We start from the raw sequence: 23480 nt of genomic DNA, 5'->3' as shown, positions 1-23480 counted from the left end.
TAAGTCCCACTGATGGAGAATTGTAGAGTTCTCTTTCGGTGGGATTTTTTGTTGACGGTCATTTTACGTTATTTCTGGGATAAGCTTCATCATGATTTGTTATTTCAAGCAGATAATCCACGCTGGTATCATAGTAATTGGCAAGAAAAATCAGGAATTCCAGCGGAATTTCTGTGGTATGGGATTCATATCGGGAATAGGTCTGCTGAGAGCATCCCAGCAGTTTCGCCATTTCAGCTTGGGACATACCATTGTTCTCTCTCAAATCCCGCAGTCTTAATTGCAGCTTCAACAAATATCACCTCAGATTCATCTGCATTTGATGAGTGTACAAATTTAAATTATATTAATGGAAAAAAGGTTACTATTATACCTCCAAAGAATCAATATCCTCTATTTGATGGGGAATTACATGATTTTGTTATAAATCAATTTGGAAGGTCAAATAATGTAGGTTTTATGAATATATATACAAGCGCATTTGCTTCTAAAGTGGTTTCAGATTATACGAACAGTTCAATGAATGATACACAGAAAGCCAAAGCCTTGCATGATTGGCTTTGCGATGCTGTAGATTATGACCATGAAACAACATCAGATTTAAAGAATCATGTTGACTATTCGGCTTTTTTGTATAGTACAACGGTATGTGACGGATATGCCAGAGCATATTACTTGTTAACCAAAGCTGCCGGAATAGAGTCATATTTTGTTGTTAAATCAGGAGTTCATGGATGGAATATAATAAAACTGGGAGATCATTATTTTCATGTTGATGCTACATGGGATGATGGAAAAGGTGTAGGCAATCGCAAATATGATTATTTCCTTTTAAGTGATTCTCAAGTGGAAGCCTTAGGTGGTGCTCACTCGTCTTGGAGTTTAAGTTGTCCTACAATATTATTTACATATGATTATGGTCCTGTTCCGTTATCCAATTATATGTTAGGAGACATAAATAAAGATGGAACTATCGATGCCACCGACTTAATTCTTCTGCAAAATTATCTTTTAGGTAATGGTTCAATAAATAAAGGTGACGCCATTTTAGCTGATTTAAATTATGATGGTGTTGTTGATACTTTTGATCTCGTTGTATTAAGGCAGAAATTTAATAAACAATAAATGAAAAACCGGCAGGATCATTTCCTGCCGGTTTTTAGTATTTCAAGATGAAGAAAGTTTTTTTAATATCGGTTAGAAATTAAGACCATTTAAAGGAAAAAATATACCTTTAAACGGTCTTTTTTTATTTTGCGTGTCAAAAGTTTTGCAGTTTGCTTGTCATTTTTTTGCAGTTTGCGTGTCAAGCAACACACCTACAGCAGTGTATCTTGGTATTATGAAACACAACGGTGTGCCTGTAGATGCAGACTTGATGAAGTCCCGTCAGCAGGAAGCAGAACAGCAAATGCAGCGTATCAGGAACGAGATAATTATGCTTATCGGTGATGTTGAAATCGGAGCAAACTGTGGTACAAAGGCGTTCGAGGATTATCTGTATCAGACCTTGAAACTGCCTGTTATGAAAGTAACTGCATCCAACAAAGAAGCGGCAGATGACGCTTCCATGATCATGCTAAAAGAATGGTGCGATGCAAATCGCCCTGAACTTTCGTCATTATTCACGTTGGTGCAGGAATGTCGAAAATGGAGCAAGATCAAGTCCACCTACATTGACGGATACCTGAAATATCTGAATTCTGCAACAGGCAGGATTCATCCGGATTTCTTTGCACTTTCTACGGAAACGGGACGTATGAACTGTAAGACACCCAAGGCCCAGAATCTTCCCCGCAAAAGTAATGACCCTATCAGAGTACGAAACTTTATCAAAGCACCGGAAGATCATCTTATCCTGTCACTGGATTTTTCACAGATTGAACTGCGTGTGGGAGCATTCTACTGCCGTGACAGAACCATGATGGAAACCTACAAAAATGGCGGTGATATCCATGCTGCGACTACGTCCGTTATTTTCAGTTGTACCTATGAAGAAGCACAGGACAAGCACCGCAAGGAGTACAAGGAACAGCGTACTATCGTCAAAAACGTAAACTTTGGCACATTCTACGGATTGTTTCCGAAAGGACTGCAAAGTACGTTGAAATTCAAGGCTGGTGTGGAAAAATCCGTGGACGAGTGTGAAGCCATTATCCGAAACCTAAAATCCGGATACTCTGCACTGACAACGTGGCAAGAAGAAACAAAACGTGATGCCGCAGGAAAAATGTATATCGAAACATGGCTGGGACGCAGACGTTATCTGTCGAATATCCGCAGTGAAAACTGGGGACTGAAATCCTTTGCGGAACGCTGTGCATTGAATACACCGATTCAGGTAACGGCTGCGGATATTCTGAAACTTGCGATCGTGCGTATTTTAGAGGGACTGCCGTCACGTCCTTGGCTGAAACCAATATTGCAGATCCATGATGAACTGACATTTATTATTCCGAAGGAAAAGCTAAATGAAGCGGTAATTTTTATTCGTGAATGTATGGAACAGCAGCCGTTTCCTGAGTTTGATCTGCCACTTGTGGCGGAAGCATCTGCCGGAGAGTCTTTTGGAAATTTAGAGGAACTGGAGGGATGAGTTTGGCATCGACACATAACAGCGAGGGATATTTCTCGCCTACAGAATTTGAAGCAATGAAAAGACTTGAGAGCGAGGAACGGAAAGCACGGCGATTAGCCGCCTTTCGCCCTCTGGTATATATCTGTTCTCCCTATCGTGGCAATACAAATGAGAACATTGAAAATGCACGTAAATACAGCCGTTTTGCCGTCAGACATCACAGTATTCCCTTTGCACCTCATCTGCTTTTTCCACAATTTATGGACGATACACTTGGTGAAGAACGGCAGACGGCAATGTTCATGAATTATGTGATGCTGACCAAATGTGTGGAATTATGGGTATTCGGCAGTCATGTTTCTGAGGGCATGGCACAGGAGATCAAGTGGGCAAAACGCAGGCATACGCCGATTCGTTATTTCACGGAAGATATGGAGGAAGTCTTTTGAATATATCGGCACAGGATGTCATAAACGTCATGTTTAATCCCGATGATACGGTAAATCTGCGTGTTTTTGATGATAGAAAGGAGGGCATCTTCACAGGTGCAAAAATGTCCGTGGAAGCAGGAAAATTCTTTGCCATAGAGTCAACCTTGAGGGAACATAATAAGAAAAATCACGGTATTTTTTTCGTGGTAAACTCTGGCGGTCAGACCGATGACAGTATCACCCGTATCAATGCACAGTTTGTGGAAATGGATGACAAATCTTTCGAGGAACAACAGGCGCTCATCGATGCGTTTCCTCTGCCGCCGTCTATGATTATCAAAACCCGGAAATCCTTGTGTACATATGTATACTTGGTGTTTTCCATGTGTTTCTCTCCTTTTTTTATTATTATACCATCTTTCGCTTTTTGCTGTCCACTTTTTTAGTATAGCACCAAGCTATTGCCTTTACACAATCATGGACATAGGTTGACTTGCTCTTATAGCCAAATGGTCGGCACTTGTTCACAATATCCTCCAACTCGGTATCGGTGAAACGGATATTGATATGATCATATAGAATAACGGTATTTTTACAAAGCGTATAGATTGTAGAAGAGAAATTTCATATATCTTGAAACTTCTCAAAAAGGGTGCAAAATGCACCCTTTTACATATCCGAATTGCATAGGGTGCATTGTATCATTTGTTGAGTCTTTAGCCAATCAAAAAGCACTCAAGCAAAAAGAAAGGGTTGAGGTCAATTATCCCTTTGGTTTTGCTGAGTGTTTTCTCTATTTTACTCTATTTTCTGGATTTGTCAAGTGTATTTTTCAGTTGGCATAGTAAGTTAAATATTAAAAATTAGTGATGGAATACAGCTATAAAACGGGCATTTTAGAAGATTTTGAGATGCTTATTTTTTATATAAATTTTGCTTCATTTCCATTATCACTATGAAATTCCACTTTTTCCAGATTTTTGAGAAAAGTTTTTAATATAATAAAAGCTTGCTTTCAGAATGAAAGGGAGCTTAGATTGTGTTATTCGGCTTTCTGTTTTTGGCTTGATTGGGAATGGGGATTGTAACTTTATTGTGATAAAATGACACCAGCGGTCAAGTATATCACTACGGAGTTTCAGCCAATATTGCTGATATTCACGAATCAGGTCAAACATAAATTCGGATAGCTTTACGGTACGATAAGAAGTTTCGTTTCTCGGGGATTTCGTAATAATTCCCATATGCTGGACATACTGACTTGTCCTCTTGATATGTATTACTTTGTTTTCAAAGTCAATATCGAACCATTCAAGTCCCATAAACTCACCACGTCTCATACCACTGAATATCAGCAGGTACATAGCGGTTTTCCATTTGATAGGTTCTTTGATGGTAGATACAGATAATTCAGCGGCTTCTGCCAGATCCTTTAGGAGCAAGTAGCGGGGGCTTGTTATTTTCAAGCCAGATTTCGGCATATTTTGAAAAGCGAGTGTTACAGTCAAAACAAGTACCTTTTTTGACAGTTTCTTCAAACATAATTGCCTGGCGCTGTAACTCTTTTTCTATTTGCTTTGGTGTAAGATTTTCAGAAGGTTTCCAGGTCATAGAACGTACAATCTGTTCACCTTGGCTGTCGTAGCCGTCAAAGGCTCGGATGTAGTAAGTGATAAAATGGCTAATATTACTTTCCTGATTTAGATATGCATGCAACTCTCCAGATGATTATGATTACACTTTCGAAACTGGCTGAAATCAGTTGCAAACGGACTGGAAATTTTACAGATGAAAAATATTTCCTGAGACAATTTTCAATACCGTTCACTAATATAGAAACATTCACTTTGCCTAAAGAAAACAAATGTAATATAAAATGCTCCTTTCAGATTTTTCGGGAGGAGCATTTTTATTATTATATTATAGTATATTTGTCGGTGGCGAACAGGTATGGTTTTTACAGACATAATAGGTCACTTTATCGTTTTTCAGAGGATAATCCACGCTGTCCAGCACAACTGATACATTTGCAAGAAACGGGAGTTCTTTCTGTATTTCCTGAAAATCGGATTTGTGTTTGACAGCAATTACAATATGCTCCGGTGGATTTTCATACAGCAGCTTTGACAGCAGAAACACACTATTCCCTGCCGGATAATCCTGCGCCTGTACAGATAAAAATTCAAACTGTTTTTCAGTAAGTTTCCTGTACTTTTCATTTTCCGTCAACTGAAACATACGAACAAAGTTGTATGCCATTACAGAATTCCCGCTTGGAATTGCTCCGTCATAGGTTTCCTTAGGATTCATGAAAATCTCTGTATAACTAGCTTCACAGAGGTAAAAACCATCGCGTTGACAATCTTCAAATTGTCTAACCGCTTCATCGCAGAATCGTTCTGCCTTTTCCAGATAGATCTTGTCCAGTGTGGAATTGTAAAGTTCTATAAGTGATGCAATATAGAAAGCATAGTCATCCAGAAAGCTTTTTTCGGAGTGTTTTCCATCACGCCAGCTTGTGAAAAGCTGCACACCATCACACATATTTTCCTCAATAAACTTTTGTGCATTGACAACAGCGTTCAGATATTTTTCATTGCGTGAAACTCTGTAAAACATGGACAACGCTGCGATCATTAAAGAATTCCACGACAGCAGAATTTTATCGTCAAGATGCAGATTTGTGCGCTTTTTACGATAATCATAAAGTTTGTGTATTTCCTCACTGAAATCAGATTCTAAATCATTGCTTTTCAGCAAATTGAGAATATTCACTCCCTCAAAGTTACCGTTTGAGGTAATATCGAAAGATTCTGCGAATCGCTTGCCTTTTTCTTCTCCCAATACATTAATGATTTCATCAAGTGTAAAGGTATAATATTTTCCCTCCACACCTTCACTGTCGGCGTCCTGCGCACTGTAAAATCCTCCGTCAGCAGAGGTCATTTCACGAAGAATATATTCCGTCGTTTTTTCTGCCGTATCAAGATAGATCTCGTTGTTTGTAAGATAATAAGCTGCTGAATAAGCAATTATCAGAAGTGCATTGTCATAGAGCATTTTTTCAAAATGCGGTGCAAGAAAATATTTGTCCGTGGAGTATCTCGAAAATCCATAGCCGATATGATCGAAAATGCCGCCTTTCCGCATTTGTAGGAGCGTTTTCTCTGCCATTTTCAAAGCGTCAGAATCCTGCTTATGCTTTGCATACAGCATCAAAAACAGCAGATTATGCGGTGTTGGAAATTTGGGTGCTGAACTAAATCCGCCATTGATTTCATCAAAACTTTCTGAAAATATTTGCATTGCCCGCTTAATCAATTCTTCATCATCTATATTTTTATCACCTGATTCTGCACTTTTCAGATGCGTAATGATTTGTTCGGCAGACTGTAAAAGCTTCCTGCGGTTATTATTCCACTGACTTACAATTACGTCCAACAAATCGGGAAATCCCGGCATTCCATAATGGGATTTCGGTGGAAAATATGTGCCGGCAAAGAATGGCTTTTTATCCCATGTCATGAAAATACTCATAGGCCATCCTCCACTGCCTGTGAATGCCTGACATACCGACATATATACACTGTCAATATCAGGACGCTCCTCACGGTCAATCTTAATGGAAACAAAATATTGATTCAGAATTTCTGCTGTTTTTTTATCTTCAAAGCTCTCATGAGCCATAACATGACACCAATGACAGGTACTGTAACCGATGCTGAGAAAAATCGGTTTGTCTTCTGATTTTGCTTTTTCAAAAGCTTGCTTGCACCACGGATACCAATCTACAGGATTTTCTGCGTGCTGCAATAAATAGGGACTTGTAGCATTTTTCAGGTGATTGCTCATTTTGCTGCCTCCAATCGTTTTCTGTTAGTATATCCATTGTATAGTAAGTCATACTAAATTTGGAACAAATACATACGGAGGCGGTAAAATGCAGCAAAAAGACTATTTCAAATGCAGTAATGAGAATAAAACATTGCATTTGCACGACATTTCGTCAATTCAGTATGACATTATGAATATAAAAATGAAATTTTATGCGGATTTACAAGTGAGCGAGTAAGCTTCGAGCTTGAATACAAATAAAAAAGCTTGGCTGGATTTTTCCAGACAAGCTTTTCTGATGCCTTATCAGATATTATTTCATTAAAGTACTCAAATCATTTTCAGGTGTTGTAATTGGACCAATTCCATAATGCTCCACCAGAAATGCAAGCACATCTTTGGATAGAAACGCCGGCAGCGACGGACCCAGACGAATATTTCTGATTCCAAGGTGAAGCAGTGTCAAAAGAATACAAACCGCTTTCTGCTCATACCATGACAGCACATAGGACAGGGGCAGTTCATTTACTCCACAGTTAAAAGCTTCAGCCAGAGCAGTCGCCACCTTGATCGCTCCGTATGCATCATTGCACTGCCCCATATCCATAAGTCTTGGAAGTCCTCCGATTTCACCTAAATCAAGGTCATTAAAACGATACTTTCCACAGGCAAGGGTCAGTACAATTGTGTCATTTGGCGTTTGCTTTACAAATTCGGTGTAATAATTTCTGCCGGATTTCGCACCGTCACAGCCACCTACTAAAAAGAAATGACGTATTGCTCCCGCTTTCACGGCGGCAACAACTTTATCGGCATTTGACAAGATTGCATGGTGTCCGAAGCCTGTTGTCACTTGTTTTCCGCCGTTGACACCAGTAAATTCCATATCTTCGGCATATCCGCCAAGCTCCAGCGCCTTTTGGATGAGCGGACGGAAATCCTTGTCCTCGCCGATATGAACTGTACCGGGAAACGCAACTGTTTCTGTTGTAAAAACTCTGTCAGCATAGCTTGGCTTCGGCGGCATTATACAATTGGTTGTAAACAAAACAGGTGCAGGAATAATGTCAAATTCCTTCTGCTGATTCTGCCATGCCGTACCGAAATTTCCCTTGAGATGCGGATATTTTTTCAGTTTCGGATAAGCATGGGCAGGCAGCATTTCTCCGTGGGTGTAAATGTTTATTCCCATGTCCTTGGTCTGCTCCAAAAGAAGCTGCAAATCTCTCAGATCATGTCCCGAAACCACAATAAACGGACCTTTTTCCACTTTCAGCGGAACTGTTACCGGCTCAGGATTTCCGTAGGTTTCAGTGTTTGCTCTATCAAGCAGATCCATGCATTTCAGGTTTATCTCCCCTACTTTCATCACAATAGGGATCAATTCTTCCATAGTCAGGTCAAGACCGATTTTAAAAAGTCCCTCAATGAAGAAATGATTAACCTCGTCATCTGTATAGCCCAGTACCATTGCATGATATGCATATGCCGCCATACCTCTCAGACCAAAGAGAATCAGCGATTTCAGGGAACGGATATTTTCGTCCGCATTCCAAAGCTCACTCATTTCATAGTCATCGTTTTTACCGCATGGTGAAGCACAGCCTCTGCAATTCGGAATAAGCCTTGCCTTTTCCTGATGCACATGCTCTATTTGATTTCTAATTGATATATCATCAAAATTTACGTTGGTAAGAGTTGTGAACAGCCCTTCAATGATCAGCTTATAGGTATTGCTGTTAATCAGATGTTCGTTACCCTCAGTCGAACGTGCCAGACCGATAAGAGCACCTGTCAGTTCGTCCTGTAATTTTGCTGTATCTGCTTTCTTTCCGCAAACGCCGGTATTTCCTGTACAGCCTCTGCATCCAGTCTGCTCACACTGAAAACAAAACATTTTATTTTCCATAATCATACTCCTTTAATCAATGATTTTCCCGTCCGTTGAAATTGTCACAACCTGCCATGGAATAAACTTTCCGCTTGCTTGTAATGCACGCTTTGCCGCATTTTCAATACCGCCGCAGCACGGCACCTCCATGCGAACAATTGTCAGGCTTTTGATGTTATTGTTTGAAATTATCTGCGTCAGCTTTTCGGTATAATCCCCCTCATCCAGTTTGGGACATCCTATCAGCGTAATGCGGTTTTTAATGAAATCCTCATGGAATTTTCCATAGGCGTATGCTGTACAGTCTGCTGCAATCAGCAGGTTTGCACCGTCAAAATAAGGCGCATTCACAGGCACAAGTTTTATTTGTACCGGCCATTGGGAAAGACGACTGACAGATTGCGAATTTTCAAAAATAGGATCAGCTTCCTCTCTTTTAATAAATTTTGACTGTGTTCCGGGACAGCCACAAGGAAGTACTTCTGGTGATTTTTTTGCTTTTGACGCAAGCACTGCCGCTTCATTATAAGCAGGCGCCTCACGTTCTTCAAAGGTGATCGCATCGACTGGACAAGTCGGCAGACAGTCACCTAAACCGTCGCAGTAGTCCTCACGGAGCAGCTTCGCCTTACCGTCTACCATTCCGATAGCACCCTCATGGCAGGCAGCGGCACAAGCACCGCAGCCATTACATTTTTCTTCATTTATTTTTATAATTTTTCGTATCATAACAAAACCTCCGTTGATTTTTTCTTGACCTTGTGACTTCATTATAGTATAATCAAAGAAAAAAGTATGTTGAAATTTCAACAAATGGAGATTTATTATGAAGAAGTATCTGGAAATACTGAGAAACTGTAAGTTGTTTGAAAGCATAGAGGATGAAAATCTTCTGGTAATGCTAAGTTGTCTGGGAGCAGAAGTGATGTCATATACGAAAAATCAGTATATCTTTACGGAAGGTGAAACGGCATCTCACATGGGTATTCTGCTGTCCGGGACGGCACAGATCGTTCGTGTAGATTTTTACGGCAACAGGAGTATTGTCACAACCATTAAACCTTCAGAGCTTTTCGGGGAATCCTTTGCCTGTGCGGAAACGGAGTCCGTTCCTGTGAATGTGATTGCTGAAAAAGAATGCGAGGTTATGCTTATTGACAGCAGAAAAATTTTACATCCATGCTGTAATACCTGCGAATTTCACAGCAGAATAATTTTTAATCTGATGAAATCCATTGCTGCAAAAAATCTGCTTTTAAATCAGAAAATTGAGATCATATCTAAACGTACCACGAGGGAAAAATTAATGGCATATCTGATGATTCAGGCAAAGCAGCATGGCAGTAGCTTTACCATTCCATATGACAGGCAGGAGCTTGCGGATTTTCTCGAAGTTGACAGGAGCGGACTGTCTGCGGAAATCAGCAAGCTGAGAAAAGAAAATGTGATTGAATGTAAACGGAGCTTTTTCAGATTTTTGTAAATTCAATTTGAAGGCTGAGTGAAATTTTTATATACCTCATCTTTAGTACTTGACAAATAGGTGTAAAGTAGATAGCATCGGAGGCCTTTGTTCTGTTTGAAGAAAATGGTGTTTATGCTACTACTCTTTGGTATATCAACATATTGCAATATGAACATCATTGATAATGATGAATTTTTGAAACAAAAAAGTGTAAAGGACTTATCCCGTCTTGGATGTGATTATCTGCAAACATGGTATTACACCGAGGTCCTTCAGGTTAATACTGCTCTTGAAAATAATCAAGAATTATGCTACAATAAAATCTATCAGAAAGGCGGTATTTCTATGTATAATCCTCAGTTGAAAACATTTCTTAAAGTAGCAGACTGCGGCAGTTTCAATAAAGCGGCAGAAGAACTTTACATCTCTCCGCCCGCCGTAGTCAAGCAGATCAATTTATTGGAGTCTTCTCTGGATCTTCAGCTTTTCACTCGTACCCATCGTGGGATTTTGCTGACTGATGCGGGAAAATCTTTATATCATGATGCAAAATACATTATACAATATTGTCATGATTCCGTCAGCCGTGCCAAAAATGCTATGCAAAACGAGGACTGCATAATTCGTATAGGAACTTCGCCTATGACTCCGGGGCAATTTCTTATGGATATGTGGCCGCAGATTCATGCACTTTGTCCGGACATCAAATTCCAGCTTGTTCCTTTTGAAAACACACCGGAAAATTCCAGAGAAATTCTGAAAAATCTCGGAAAAAATATTGATATTGTAGCCGGACTGTTTGATGACGGTTTTTTGAAATCCAGAAAATGTGCAGGTTTTTTGATATCACATGAGCCGATACGCTGTGCAGTTTCTATTTATAATGACTTATCTGAGAAAAAACATATTACCGTATCTGATATACACGGCAAAAACCTTATGATGATTCAGCGTGGCTGGAATACATATCTTGATGTAATGCGTGATGAACTGTTACAGAATCATTCACAGATAAACATCGTGGATTTTGATATGTTTACGGTCAGCGCTTTTAATCAGTGTGAAAATGGCAATCAGCTGATGATATGTATTGACAACTGGGCAAATGTTCACCCTTTGCTGAAAGTTCTTCCTGTAGACTGGGATTATACAATTCCTTTTGGATTGCTGCATTCTCCGAATCCATCGCCCACCGTAAAACGATTTTTAGATGCCGTTGCACAGGTAATAAATCACTCAGAAAACTAACCGATCGGAAAATAAAATGACTTGTCTAAATAAGCATCCCCGGCAAGTTGGGGGTTCTGAATACAATAAAAAGCGGACTTTCCAGTCCGCTTAAATTTTTATTTTTTCAGTGCCTGTTCTGCTACCCATTTTGCAATCATTGCTGCGTCCTGTGCAGATATTTTTCCGTTATTATTAAAATCAGCATAAGGATATTTTTCAACGGTTATTTCCTCTCCTGAAATGGATGCTTCTGCAAGCTTTTTAGCAATAAACGCAGCGTTGCCAGCATTTACATTGCCGTCACCATTGACATCACCCCTATGAATATCCGGTTTGAACAGATCAAGACTATTTACCCATTCCTGTACCTGTTCCTGTGAAGAATAGCTTGTAAACTGCATTCCTTCCAGCCAGTTACCGGTACCTGCCATTGCAGCAAGTTTTGTGCCGCTTTCGCCTAATGGAGAACTCATGGATGTGCAGAACGGAATGACATTTTTTCCGGTGAAATCATTTTCCGTTACAAAGTCATTGACTACCCATGCAGCTTCCTGCCACCAGATGGGATAACCGATAAAAATATTGTCATAATTGTCAAAGCTTTCAGGCGTTACTGTGACAAGTTTTGTATGTCGGTTCGGATCATTGTGTTCTGTTACCACACGGCTGGAAGAATCTGTCCAGTCTAAGTCAGCATCTGTGTATTCGTCAACCGGAGTGATGACAAACGTATCAGCATTCATTTCTTCTGCAATGAATTGTGCAATCCGGTCGGTAGTTCCGCTGGCAGAGTAGTAGGCAACCAGGGTTTTGGATTCTGACAGGCTTTGTGTTATTGCTGTATCTGCACTAACCGGAAAGACAGATATTACTGAGCAAATAAATATTACAACAGTCACATATAATCGTTTTTTCATAAGAAAACCTCCTTTTAATGATTGAACAACCATTTCATGATTTCCGTGAAATTGGAAGTATTGTCCGGAGTTCTGAACGTATTTATTTCATTACTCTAACCTCCGTGCATCAGATAAAAGATGTTGTACTCCTTCCATAGCAGGATTACGTATTCAGAAAACAGACTTTACCAGTTTTTCTTCTCTTTGGAACTGTCATGCTGCTGCTTTCGCTCCTCTACCATTTTCGCAAACCATTCTACCATGTTTGGGTCATAGTGTGAGAAAAATGCACTTGTCTGTGTATCCATTGCAGCAATTTTCTGCATATCTTCTTCTGTCAAAGAAAAGTCAAATACATTGAAATTTTGCTCCATTCGTTCCTTGTGAGTGGATTTTGGAAGTACTACCACTCCACGCTGCAAATTCCAGCGCAGCATAACCTGAGCAGCAGTTTTATTGTATTTTTTTCCGATGGCAGTCAGTACATCATTTTCAAACAAACCACCTCTGCCTTCACCGAAAGGTGCCCATGCCTCAATCTGCACATCATATTTTTTCATCCACTTCATAGCTTCTGTCTGCTGATTCAGCGGATGTGTTTCCACCTGATTGACCATAGGGACAATACGGGCAAAATTTGCAATGTCCACAAGTCTGTCCGGATAAAAGTTGGAAACACCAATTGCACGGATTACGCCTTCGGTATACAGGTCTTCCAGTGCACGGTATGCACCATAATAATCGGCAAAAGGTTGGTGTAGCAGCATTAGGTCAAGGTATTCTGTTTTCAATTTTTCAAGGGAAATGTACACAGATTTTTTTGTTTCCTCATAGCCGTAATGCTCTACCCAGACTTTAGTGGTGAGAAAAATATCTCTTCTGGGAATGCCGGACTCTGCCAGTGCCTGTCCGACTTCTTCCTCATTAAAATAGCTCTGAGCTGTGTCAATAAGACGATAGCCTGTTTCCAGTGCGTCCAGTACACATCGCTTGCATTCGTCTTTTGTAACCTGATACACACCATAACCCAGCATAGGCATTTTGATACCATTGTTTAATGTAATATATTCCATGATAAGACCTCCGTTTCAGAACCATTGGTTCGTGTTTTGATATCTCTATTATATCCCGGATTTATCTGCTTGTGAAGTATAAAATAGTTTCTACGCTTTAACCTTTAGGTTTATACCATATAACAAATATCCTTTGCCTACTGCGCTCAGATCACAAGCAATACATTGGATGGAGAATAAGGGATGGATTGAAAAATAATTTTATTATAATATAGACTAATAATTATTAACGGGATTATCCTTATTCATGTATATTTATTCCTGAAGTTAGGCGTAAATACTTGCTTACATGTACCGTTTTCCCTGACCTCTTACAGCGAGGAAGTTCATCTCCGGTACTGTGATAATAGTCGGCTTTTTGGTGGCATATAGTTTTTTGAACTCATGCTCTGTACAATATCTCACATACCAATAAGACAACTGAAACACAAGAAGAAACCCACAGGCTAAAGCCTGTGGGTTTTGTAAAAAATTATATTCTCCGTCAGCGATATTACGCTTTATTCTACGGTTTTATTTATAGTTATATCTAAGAACAATTTTTATTCTGTACGCAAAGCGACTACTGGATCTTTCTTTGCAGCGCTTCTGGAAGGGATCAAACCAGACAGAAGCGTTAATGCTACACTGACAAGAATCAGAACGATTGCTGCCGGAATCGGTAAAAATGCACTCAGATTGTTGATACCGGTAAGACTGTGAATAACAGCATTAATCGGAATGCAGAGAATATATGTCAAGGCAACACCAAACACGCCTGAAATCAATCCGATTATAATTGTTTCGGCATTGAACATGCTGCATACTTCACGCTTTGATGCACCGATTGCACGGAGAATACCGATTTCTTTGGTACGTTCCTGAACGGAAATCAGCGTAATAACACCAATCATAATTGAAGATACAATCAATGAAATTGCTACAAAAGCAATTAATACATATGTAATAGTATTAATAATAGTAGTAATAGAGGACATCATTAAACCAATGTAATCAGTATACTGAATCTGTTCAATTTCTTCAACTGAATTATTGTAGTTTTCTATTTCATCCGTTATAACATCCTTATTTGCAAAAGAGGATGCGTACAAATTAATAGCGCTTGGATCGTCCAGATCCACATATCCCATTTCACTCAGATTATCTTCATAAGTGGAATCGGAAAATTCCAGTATTGAGTCATAGTATACTGCTCCCTGCTTTGCAGTAAGGGAGTTTTTCAGCTGCTGGAATCCCGCTGCAAGTTCTTCAGGTGTCATTGTCGACATTTGTTCCTGAACCTGCTGTGCATACTGAACTTTTACCTGTTCTGCCATCATCTGTGTAAAGGAATCGGTTATTTCTTCATTGCTCATATCTGCAATATAATCAGAAACATCTGATTCAGACATACCCATTTGCTCTGTAAGCGCCTGAGTCATAGCAGTTTCCATATCAGAACGTGTCATTCCATTCATTGCTTCCTTCACCGAAGCGTCAAGCTGTTCTTCTGTCGGAATACTCATCATTTGTACATATACGGCTGCTGTTGATTTATCGTCCAATGAATCAAGATAAGCGTTAAATTCTGTATTTTTTTCTTCATCTGTCAGATCTCCGGTAGTTTCATGGAATGGTAAACCTGTGAAAATATCATTAGAAGGATCATCAAGCTGCACTTTTATCACATCTGAATTATGGCTGTTTTCAATCACATATTTTGTCAGATCACTGGTATAGCCGATAGATCCTGAAAGCATGGTTGTTTCTGCGTCTTCATTCGGACGGATTATACCTGAAACTTTTAACGGAAGAGCATTATCATATAAATATTTCAGACCTGCATCTGTTTCACGCAGATCAGTATACAGACCTGTTTTTTCATCGTAGCTGTAGCAGTCGGAATTAAGGATCGTTTTAAACTCCATATTGCATATTTCTTCATAAGACCATTTCTGCGATGACTTTTCTTCCAGTTTTGTACCGTCCATAGCTGCGGTAATGATCTTACCCATTTCTTCTTCAGATTCCAGTCCAAGAGCATATAGAGTAGTATCGTCCAATTCATTATTTTCATCCAGCACAAGTACAACTTCGTCATATTTTGACGGCCAAGTACCGTATACTACATCATATTGCTTTTTCAGAATATCATTAACTGGGTCTCCGTTGTCACCGGAAAGCATTTCCTGCCATACGTTTACAGATATACCGCCCATAGATGACATAGGAGAATTATCCAAATTCATAATAGAAGAATTGCTTCTTAAATTTTGCATGGAAGTCATATCTATGTTCATATATTCCATCAACAGATTTGTTAACAGCTTGCTTACATCAGAAGGAATAATTGTACCATCTACATTTTCAGTGTAAACAAGCAGATCTAAATCATAGCTATACTGTACACCGTTAAGCGCCTTATGTAACTCTGATTCATTGTCTGCGTATTCAGAATCAATATGAGATTTAAATGATTTAAGATCATTTTCAGTAGAATCCAGATTATTAAAAGTTTCTACAATGTTATACATGGAAGAATTTTCATAAACGGCATTATTTTCATGATCTGCATTATCATTTGTTTGTCCCATAAAGGTTTCCATAATGGCGCTAAGATCCGTATTAGTTTTTTCAATAGTCAGCGGATAGGAAGACAGTGCATTTTCCTGCACATCGTCAATATATTCCGTAAATCCCTGAGACACTGCGTAAACCAATGCGATACCTATTATACCGATACTTCCTGCGAAGGAAGTAAGCGCGGTACGGCCTTTTTTGGTAATCAGATTTTTCAAAGAAAGCAAAAATGAAGTCCCAAACGACATGGAAGGTTTCTTTTTATCCTTTTCCTGTTCCTGTGACATTTGATCCTGAACCTGTTCCAACTGTACTTCTTTTTCTGTAAGCGGAACAGAATCATCAGTAAGAGAACCGTCAAGCATACGGATAATTCTTGTAGAATATTTTTCAGCAAGCTCGGGATTATGGGTAACCATAATAACCAGCCGATCTTTGGATACTTCCTTGAGTATTTCCATTACCTGTATACTGGTTTTGGTATCCAGTGCACCTGTCGGCTCATCAGCCAAAATTATATCCGGATTATTTACAAGCGCTCTTGCAATTGAAACACGCTGCATCTGTCCGCCGGACATCTGGCTTGGTTTCTTGTTAAGCTGATTTCCCAGTCCTACTTCTTCCAGAGCTTTTTTTGCACGCTTTTTTCTCTCTGCTTTAGAAACGCCTGAAAGAGTAAGCGCAAGCTCAACGTTTTGCAGTACTGTCTGATGTGGTATCAGATTATAACTCTGAAATACAAAACCGATTGAATGATTACGGTATGTATCCCAGTCCTTATCTTTAAAATCCTTTGTAGAACGTCCGTTGATTATCAGATCGCCTTCCGTATACTGATCCAAACCGCCGATAATGTTCAGCATTGTGGTTTTTCCGCATCCGGAAGGTCCCAGGATAGATACAAATTCATGATTACGGAATTTAAGATCTATTCCCTTAAGCGCATGCACCGTATTTTCTCCGGCAGCATAATCTTTCTTTATACCCTTTAGTTCCAGCATATATTTATATACCTCCTTTTTGATATGAAGTTATTATAAAATGGCTTTCTCAATTACAGGTCAAATTTATCTCAATTTTTATTGAGGTTTTATTGAGATTTCATTGAGGTTTGCAATTTATAATAAAAAGCGGTATAATATAATACTGCCAGAATTTCAAAAGAGGTGTAACGAATGTTTCAGATATTAGTTGTTGAAGATGACGCTGATTTGCAGAATCTTTTTTGTAAAACTCTTATAAGAAATAATTATCAGGCATACGGGGCAAAAAATGTACAGCATGCTCTTAATATTTTAGAAAAGGAATATATCGACCTTATCATATCGGACGTTATGATGCCGGGTACTAATGGATTTGATTTTGTGCGTCAGCTAAGAGAAAGCAGGATCGAAATACCTGTTTTAATTATAACCGCCAAAGGTGATATTATGGATAAGCAATACGGCTTTAATGCGGGAGCAGACGATTATATGGTAAAGCCAATTGATATTAATGAAATGCTGCTGAGAGTAAATGCACTTCTCAGACGTGCCAAAAGCGTAAGCGAAAAAAAGCTTGCTTTCGGCAATACATTAATTGAATATGATTCTTGCACAGTAACAGATAAAAACGGTTCACAGGTACTTCCTCTGAAAGAATTCCAACTGCTTTACAAGCTGCTTTCCTATCCGGGACAGATATTTACACGTCAGCAAATTCTTGACGATATTTGGGGTATTGAAGAATATGTTGATTCGCATACTCTGGATGTTCATATAAGCCGTCTGAGAGAGCGATTTAAAAATAACAGTGACTTTGAAATTGTTACTATCCGTGGGCTTGGCTATCGGGCGGTGAAAAAATGAATAGAAACAAAGACAAGGAAAAGTGCAAATCAAAAAAATACATAAAAATAAAAATGCGGACAAGATTTCTTTTTTTCAGTATTATTATTACATTCAGCTTTATAGCCTTTGTTATTATCCGACTGCTCGAACAGTTGGGATTTTCAATAAATCGGATTAAAAATCCATCTGTTATTATTTTCATGCTCTGCGTTTTGTGTATCATTTTATCTGCTGTCGCCTCTAACTTTATGATAATGAAGGTTTTCAATCCGCTGAACCAGATAAACAAGGCTCTCAAAAAAATTGCCAATGGTGATTATAGTGTAAAGCTTGAATATGACGGGCAAATTGAAGAATTTGCAGAATTTTTTAAAAATTTTAATAATATGGCGAAGGAGCTTAACTCGGTAGAAATGATAAGAAATGATTTCATTGCCGATGTATCTCATGAGTTCAAGACGCCTTTGTCTTCTGTTACGGGATATGTCACACTTCTTCAAGATCCGGAACTGACTGAAGAAGAACGCAAAGAATATATTCAAAAGGTATTTTTTAATATTGACAAGCTCAATGACCTAACAAATAATATTCTGAGAATTTCTAAGATAGAAAATCAGACTTATTTAGATCCTCCGGTTTCATTCCGTCTGGACGAACAGATAAGGGAAGCAATTGTAATATTGGAAGCTAAATGGAGCAGAAAGAATATTGAACTGGATATTGATCTGCCGGAAGCCGAATATTTTGGACAGAAATCACTTTTGTTTCAGGTATGGGTAAATCTCATTAGTAATGCCATTAAATTTTCCAATGATGGGGGCTGTGTTTCTATTCATCTTAAAAAAGACGGCAGTTCTTATAAGGTCTTTATCGGTGATGACGGTATTGGTATGACACAGGAAACTATGAAACATATTTTTGAAAAATTCTATCAAGGTGATACTTCCAGACAAGCCCAGGGAAACGGACTGGGTTTAGCACTCTGCAAAGAAATTTTAAACCGATGCGGCGGTAAAATATTTGTTACAAGCAAACCTGGAAAGGGTTCTGTTTTCATGGTACAACTATAAGCGGACGTGTCAGGGTGTGTGACTAAATTATTCCATATTGGAAGCTTTTCTGTGGTTTGGATTTTATAGGCTGAACAAATGGATAGGATACTATAAATTCATATTTGGTTATTTATACAAAATTTCTTTTATCCTCTTGACAAAAACGCAGCCGCAGGTTATACTGTAACAGTGATATATAACACCGTTATATCAAAGGAGGCGGCAGAATGGGTGAATCGGAAAAAAGCACATTAGAGATGATCCATACGGCGGCAAAGGCCGAATTTATGGAAAAAGGGTTTCAGGCCGCTTCTTTACGCAATATTGTAAAAACCGCAGGCGTGACTACCGGGGCATTTTACGGCTATTATGACAGCAAGGAAGAACTGTTTGCGGCTTTGGTAGATCCGGCTTATGAGTATATGATGAGCCGATATCGGCAGGCTCATGAATCTTTTGAAAATCTGCCCATGGAAAAGCAGCCGGAGCAAATGGGAAAGATGTCTGCGGAATGCATGAATGATCTGCTGGCATATTCCTTTGAACATATGGATGAGTTTTATTTAATACTGAAATGCTCGGAGGGTACGAAATACGCCGGCATGATAGATGATATGGTGGAGCTTGAGGTAGAGTCCACCCATAAGTATTATAATGTTTTAGAGCAGCTTGGAGCTTCTGTCCCTAAGATTGATGAAAGGCTGGAGCATATCATGGCAACGGGGATGATAAATGCCTTTTTTGAAATGGTTCTGCATAAAATGCCGTTTGAAGATGCGAAGGTGTTTTTGCAGCAGCTAAATGATTTTTACACCGCAGGGTGGATGAAGATCATGGGGCAGTAGTCCTCCATTACCGAAAGAATCTGCTACTGGCAGCTTTTTCGGATGCTTGGCAACTGATAATAGAAAGTACGCATTGCGTCTTTCTATTATATTTTCTCTATAAGTTAGCGATAACTAACCTATATTTTATACGGGTAACCGGAAATGACTGCAGCGTTTCCTTTATCATAAAAATTTCACAAGGAGGTTTTAGCTTTGAAAAAAGAATCCAATTTAAAGCGGCTTCTGGATTATGCCGGTGGTTACAAGTACCTTACCATAGCGTCATGGATTTTAAGTGCAATCAGCGCTTTGGTGGCGCTGCTTCCGTTCGTGTATATCTGGAAGGTGATTAGGGAGATTCTGGACGTATCTCCGAATTATGGAGACGCACAGAATCTTACTCATAACGGCTGGATGGCGGTGCTGTCTGCGGTAGCTGCGATTTTGATTTATGTTGCGGCACTGATTTGTTCACATCTGGCGGCTTTCCGTGTACAGGCAAATGTTCGTATGAAAGCAATGCACCACATCGTGACACTGCCTATGGGGTTCATGGACAGTATGGGCAGCGGCAAGGCCAGAAAGACTGTCTATGAGTCCAGTGCGGCAACGGAAACCTATCTTGCCCACCAGCTTCCCGACAAGGCGAATGCGCTCGCCACGCCTGTGGGACTGCTCATTCTTCTGCTTGTTTTCGACTGGCGTCTGGGGCTTTTAAGCCTTCTGCCTGTTGTGGCGGCATTTATCATTATGAGCGTCATGACAGGCAAACGCATGGCAAAGAAAATGGAGGAATACAACAATGCCCTGGGACAGATGGCGGGCGAGGCAGTGGAGTATGTGAGGGGAATATCGGTGGTTAAGACCTTCGGGCAGTCGGTGTTCTCTTTTAAGCAGTTTAAAGAATCCATTGACAATTATGAGAAGTGGGTGATCGCCTATACGAAAGACCTGCGTTTCCCAATGATGTGCTATACTACGCTGGTGAATGGAATTTTTGCCGTACTGATTGCGGCGGCGCTGGTAATGACATCGGATGGCGTGACGAACGAATTCTTGCTGAACTTGATGTACTATATCATCATCACGCCAGTCATTACACTGACGCTGACAAAAATCATGTATGCCAGTGAAAACAAGCTGATTGTGGCGGATTCCATGTCCCGCATCGACAGCATTTTGGAAATGCAGCCGCTGCCGGAAGCGGAACATTCAAAAAAACCGAAAGACAATTCTGTGGAGCTTTCGGAGGTTTCTTTCCGGTATAAGGATGCAGACAGAAACGCACTTAATGATATTTCTCTTACCATCAAAGCCGGCGAACACGTTGCATTTGTAGGACCGTCAGGTGGGGGTAAGACTACCCTTGCAAGTATCGTGGCAAGGTTCTGGGACGTGACAGGCGGCAGCGTGAAGGTCGGTGGAGTAAATGTCAAAGATATATCCAAAGAGGAACTTATGGACACGGTATCCTTTGTTTTTCAGGATTCCAGACTCCTGAAAATCTCTATCCTGGACAATGTGCGGATGGCAAAGCCGGACGCTTCCCGTGAGGAAGTCTTAAAAACTCTTCATGATGCACAGTGCGACGATATTCTTGAAAAGCTGCCGAATGGCGTGGATACGGTCGTGGGAGCAAAAGGTGTGTACCTGTCAGGCGGAGAGCAGCAGCGTATTTCCATTGCAAGAGTGATGCTGAAAAACTCACCGATTCTAATACTGGACGAAGCAACCGCTTTTGCCGACCCGGACAATGAGGCGAAGGTGCAGGCAGCGTTTAATGTTCTTGCAAAGGGAAAGACCGTGCTGATGATTGCACACAGGCTCTCCACCGTTACCGGTGCGGACAGGATTATCGTCGTAAAGGACGGACGTGTAGCAGACTGCGGCACACATGACGAGCTTAAGAACAGAGATGGTCTGTATGCCAAAATGTGGGAGCAGTACAACAAGGCTGCAAAATGGAAGGTAGGTGTTTCAAATGCTTGAGAAATTAAAACACACATTTGCCCTTTCTGATCAAGGTGCGAAAGATATGGTAAAGGCGTTTTTTGCCTGCATCCTGCATAATCTTTCCCTAATGGTTCCGGTAGTACTTTTATATAACCTCATCAGCGACCTGTTGGATGGTGGTATCCCGCACGGGAAAAGCACCTTTTACATCGTAGGTCTTGCCATAGCTCTTGGACTGATCATGCTGACCTGCTATATCCAGTACAACGCCACTTTTTTTGCCACCTATGTTGAGAGCGGTGTGCGCAGGCTGTCTCTTGCGGAGAAGCTGCGTAAAATTCCTATGTCATTTTTTGGAAAGAGGGATCTGTCTGACTTAACTACTGTGCTTATGGCGGACTGTGCATCATTGGAGAGCGGATTATCTCACTGGGTTCCGGAATTTGTAGGCTCCGTAATTTCAACGCTTCTGATAGCTGTCGGTATTTTTATTTTTGACTGGCGTATGGCGATTGCTGCGCTTTGGGTACTGCCCGTTTCTTTCGGCATCATAATTGCCACTTCGGGCATTATGCGTATCAGGCAGGAGAAAATTTCGCAGGTGTCCATTGCGTGTTCGGACGGTATACAGGAGTGTCTGGAAACGCTGCGTGATTTGAAGGCAAACAATGCGGAAGAAGACTACTTAAAAGGGCTGGATAAAAAAATCAAAGCCGTTGAAAAATATACGGTGATAGGAGAGCTTACCAATGCAGTATTCAACACATCAGGGCGTATGATATTGAAGCTGGGGATTGCCACCACCGTACTGGCGGGCGGCACGTTGCTGGCGGAGGGGAAAATCACCCTGTTGACATTCTTTGCTTTTATGATTCTGGTTTCCCGTGTCTATGATCCGCTGACTGCAGCACTGGATAATTTAAGCGCCATTATCATGATGAAGAATATACAGTGCAAACGTATGGACGAGATATTAAGCCACCCTGAACAAAAAGGTACAGATAAACTGACAAACAAAGGTTATGACATTACCTTTGACCATGTAGGATTTTCCTATAACAGCGGGGAAACGGTATTAAGAGATATATCCTTTACCGCAAGGCAGGGGGAAGTCACTGCATTGGTAGGACCTTCCGGCGGCGGAAAAACAACAGTTTCCCGTCTTGCCTCAAGGTTCTGGGATATCCAGAAAGGAAAGATCACGGTAGGCGGCATGGATATCTCGAAAATCGATCCTGAGGCATTGATGTCGCTGTATTCCATCGTATTTCAGGATGTCACGCTGTTTAACAATACGGTCATGGAGAATATCCGCCTGGGACGGAAAGATGCATCCGATGCGGAGGTGCTTGAGGCGGCAAGGCTTGCAAATGTGGATGGATTTGTGGAGAAACTCCCAGATAAGTGGGATACCATGATTGGAGAGAATGGCTGCGAACTGTCAGGTGGGGAACGCCAGCGTATCTCTATTGCGAGGGCATTTTTAAAGAATGCCCCGATCATCCTGCTGGATGAAGCGACAGCAAGTCTTGACGTTGAAAATGAAACGCTGATCCAAGAATCCCTGTCAAGGCTGATTCAAGACAAGACAGTCATGATCATTGCTCACCGTATGCGTACTGTTGCGGGAGCGGATAAGATCGTCGTTCTCTCGGACGGTACTGTGGCAGAGCAGGGCAATTCCGATATGCTTCTAAAAAAGAACGGTATTTATGCCCGCATGGTGAAGCTCCAGACGCAAAGCCAGAATTGGGCGATGGAGTAATAAGGACGGTGTTTGGTTTGCTTTTAGGGATGGGAATAACCGTGTGAAGATAAAGGCGTGAACTTGACAATTAAACCGGTAACAGATATAATAT

Annotated in this window: 18 protein-coding genes; 11 read left to right on the top strand and 7 right to left on the bottom strand. The window is 40.4% G+C overall.

The genetic code is table 11. The features are described from left to right. The first annotated feature begins 51 nt into the window (after positions 1 to 51). The 4 genes from OCV67_RS13815 (at position 52) to OCV67_RS09155 (ending at position 3455) form a co-directional block, all read left to right on the top strand. Positions 52 to 1125 (top strand): dockerin type I domain-containing protein, encoded by a 1074-nt coding sequence (locus OCV67_RS13815; protein WP_449580833.1) that lies wholly within the window; start codon positions 52 to 54, stop codon positions 1123 to 1125. A gap of 178 nt (positions 1126 to 1303) precedes the next feature. Continuing rightward, positions 1304 to 2596, top strand: a complete 1293-nt coding sequence (locus OCV67_RS09165) for a DNA polymerase (RefSeq protein ID WP_262644470.1) — start codon at positions 1304 to 1306, stop codon at positions 2594 to 2596. A 56-nt stretch (positions 2597 to 2652) separates the two neighbouring features. Next, entirely contained in the window at positions 2653 to 3027 is a 375-nt protein-coding gene (locus OCV67_RS09160; protein ID WP_394802694.1) for a DUF7768 domain-containing protein, read from the top strand. Next, positions 3024 to 3455, top strand: a complete 432-nt coding sequence (locus OCV67_RS09155; RefSeq protein WP_147643681.1) for a hypothetical protein — start codon at positions 3024 to 3026, stop codon at positions 3453 to 3455. The genes OCV67_RS09160 and OCV67_RS09155 overlap by 4 nt, the downstream gene beginning before the upstream one ends. 507 nt (positions 3456 to 3962) lie before the next feature. Here the strand turns inward: OCV67_RS09155 and OCV67_RS09150 are convergent. The 4 genes from OCV67_RS09150 to OCV67_RS09135 all read right to left on the bottom strand — a co-directional run bounded on the left by OCV67_RS09150 (position 3963) and on the right by OCV67_RS09135 (position 9463). Further along, the gene (locus OCV67_RS09150) at positions 3963 to 4547 is read right to left on the bottom strand and encodes a tyrosine-type recombinase/integrase (RefSeq protein WP_147643680.1); all 585 of its coding nucleotides are present in this window, start codon (positions 4545 to 4547) and stop codon (positions 3963 to 3965) included. Positions 4548 to 4929: 382 nt separating this feature from the next. Further along, on the bottom strand, positions 4930 to 6861 hold the full coding sequence (locus OCV67_RS09145) for a thioredoxin domain-containing protein (protein ID WP_147643679.1): 1932 nt from the start codon (positions 6859 to 6861) through the stop codon (positions 4930 to 4932). 295 nt (positions 6862 to 7156) lie between these two features. After that, entirely contained in the window at positions 7157 to 8752 is a 1596-nt protein-coding gene (hcp, locus tag OCV67_RS09140) for a hydroxylamine reductase (protein WP_147643678.1), read from the bottom strand. A 12-nt stretch (positions 8753 to 8764) separates the two neighbouring features. Beyond that, positions 8765 to 9463 (bottom strand): ATP-binding protein, encoded by a 699-nt coding sequence (locus OCV67_RS09135; RefSeq protein WP_147643677.1) that lies wholly within the window; start codon positions 9461 to 9463, stop codon positions 8765 to 8767. A 97-nt stretch (positions 9464 to 9560) separates the two neighbouring features. Between OCV67_RS09135 and OCV67_RS09130 the strand changes: the two genes are divergently transcribed. After that, on the top strand, positions 9561 to 10217 hold the full coding sequence (locus tag OCV67_RS09130) for a Crp/Fnr family transcriptional regulator (RefSeq protein WP_147643676.1): 657 nt from the start codon (positions 9561 to 9563) through the stop codon (positions 10215 to 10217). Between the two features lie 105 nt (positions 10218 to 10322). Then, positions 10323 to 11447 (top strand): LysR family transcriptional regulator, encoded by a 1125-nt coding sequence (locus tag OCV67_RS09125; protein WP_317235032.1) that lies wholly within the window; start codon positions 10323 to 10325, stop codon positions 11445 to 11447. A 98-nt stretch (positions 11448 to 11545) separates the two neighbouring features. Here OCV67_RS09125 and OCV67_RS09120 read toward each other — a convergent pair whose 3' ends face one another. The 3 genes from OCV67_RS09120 to OCV67_RS09110 all read right to left on the bottom strand — a co-directional run bounded on the left by OCV67_RS09120 (position 11546) and on the right by OCV67_RS09110 (position 16961). Further along, on the bottom strand, positions 11546 to 12346 hold the full coding sequence (locus OCV67_RS09120; RefSeq protein WP_147643675.1) for a flavodoxin: 801 nt from the start codon (positions 12344 to 12346) through the stop codon (positions 11546 to 11548). A 167-nt stretch (positions 12347 to 12513) separates the two neighbouring features. After that, positions 12514 to 13401: an aldo/keto reductase gene (locus tag OCV67_RS09115; protein WP_147643674.1), complete on the bottom strand. Its 888-nt coding sequence runs from the start codon at positions 13399 to 13401 to the stop codon at positions 12514 to 12516. A gap of 542 nt (positions 13402 to 13943) precedes the next feature. Beyond that, on the bottom strand, positions 13944 to 16961 hold the full coding sequence (locus OCV67_RS09110; RefSeq protein ID WP_147643673.1) for an ABC transporter ATP-binding protein/permease: 3018 nt from the start codon (positions 16959 to 16961) through the stop codon (positions 13944 to 13946). Between the two features lie 174 nt (positions 16962 to 17135). Between OCV67_RS09110 and OCV67_RS09105 the strand changes: the two genes are divergently transcribed. From OCV67_RS09105 to OCV67_RS09085, 5 genes are all read left to right on the top strand, one after another. Beyond that, positions 17136 to 17807: a response regulator transcription factor gene (locus tag OCV67_RS09105; protein WP_147643672.1), complete on the top strand. Its 672-nt coding sequence runs from the start codon at positions 17136 to 17138 to the stop codon at positions 17805 to 17807. Further along, positions 17804 to 18859 carry a HAMP domain-containing sensor histidine kinase gene (locus OCV67_RS09100; protein ID WP_147643671.1) on the top strand — a complete coding sequence of 352 codons (1056 nt, stop codon included), beginning with the start codon at positions 17804 to 17806 and terminating at the stop codon, positions 18857 to 18859. Before OCV67_RS09105 ends, OCV67_RS09100 begins: the two co-directional genes overlap by 4 nt. A gap of 209 nt (positions 18860 to 19068) precedes the next feature. Further along, the gene (locus OCV67_RS09095; protein ID WP_147643670.1) at positions 19069 to 19686 is read left to right on the top strand and encodes a TetR/AcrR family transcriptional regulator; all 618 of its coding nucleotides are present in this window, start codon (positions 19069 to 19071) and stop codon (positions 19684 to 19686) included. Between the two features lie 195 nt (positions 19687 to 19881). Continuing rightward, entirely contained in the window at positions 19882 to 21657 is a 1776-nt protein-coding gene (locus tag OCV67_RS09090) for an ABC transporter ATP-binding protein (RefSeq protein ID WP_147643669.1), read from the top strand. Next, complete coding sequence (locus OCV67_RS09085) at positions 21650 to 23386, top strand: ABC transporter ATP-binding protein (RefSeq protein ID WP_147643668.1); 1737 nt, start codon at positions 21650 to 21652, stop codon at positions 23384 to 23386. Before OCV67_RS09090 ends, OCV67_RS09085 begins: the two co-directional genes overlap by 8 nt. Positions 23387 to 23480: the final 94 nt, after the last annotated feature.

The organism is Porcipelethomonas ammoniilytica, from assembly GCF_025567485.1.
GTDB lineage: Bacteria > Bacillota > Clostridia > Oscillospirales > Ruminococcaceae > Porcipelethomonas > Porcipelethomonas ammoniilytica.
The sequence above is the reverse complement of the archived record's forward strand: the minus strand, read 5'-3'. Positions and strand labels throughout refer to the sequence as shown.

Coding starts and splice junctions, on each gene's coding strand:
- OCV67_RS09095 (WP_147643670.1), top strand. CDS start 19,069: ATGGGTGAATCGGAAAAAAGCACATTAGAGATGATCCATACGGCGGCA.
- OCV67_RS09135 (WP_147643677.1), bottom strand. CDS start 9,463: ATGATACGAAAAATTATAAAAATAAATGAAGAAAAATGTAATGGCTGC.
- hcp (WP_147643678.1), bottom strand. CDS start 8,752: ATGGAAAATAAAATGTTTTGTTTTCAGTGTGAGCAGACTGGATGCAGA.
- OCV67_RS09085 (WP_147643668.1), top strand. CDS start 21,650: ATGCTTGAGAAATTAAAACACACATTTGCCCTTTCTGATCAAGGTGCG.
- OCV67_RS09145 (WP_147643679.1), bottom strand. CDS start 6,861: ATGAGCAATCACCTGAAAAATGCTACAAGTCCCTATTTATTGCAGCAC.
- OCV67_RS09160 (WP_394802694.1), top strand. CDS start 2,653: ATGAAAAGACTTGAGAGCGAGGAACGGAAAGCACGGCGATTAGCCGCC.
- OCV67_RS09105 (WP_147643672.1), top strand. CDS start 17,136: ATGTTTCAGATATTAGTTGTTGAAGATGACGCTGATTTGCAGAATCTT.
- OCV67_RS09125 (WP_317235032.1), top strand. CDS start 10,323: ATGGTGTTTATGCTACTACTCTTTGGTATATCAACATATTGCAATATG.
- OCV67_RS09100 (WP_147643671.1), top strand. CDS start 17,804: ATGAATAGAAACAAAGACAAGGAAAAGTGCAAATCAAAAAAATACATA.
- OCV67_RS09115 (WP_147643674.1), bottom strand. CDS start 13,401: ATGGAATATATTACATTAAACAATGGTATCAAAATGCCTATGCTGGGT.
- OCV67_RS09130 (WP_147643676.1), top strand. CDS start 9,561: ATGAAGAAGTATCTGGAAATACTGAGAAACTGTAAGTTGTTTGAAAGC.
- OCV67_RS09110 (WP_147643673.1), bottom strand. CDS start 16,961: ATGCTGGAACTAAAGGGTATAAAGAAAGATTATGCTGCCGGAGAAAAT.
- OCV67_RS09120 (WP_147643675.1), bottom strand. CDS start 12,346: ATGAAAAAACGATTATATGTGACTGTTGTAATATTTATTTGCTCAGTA.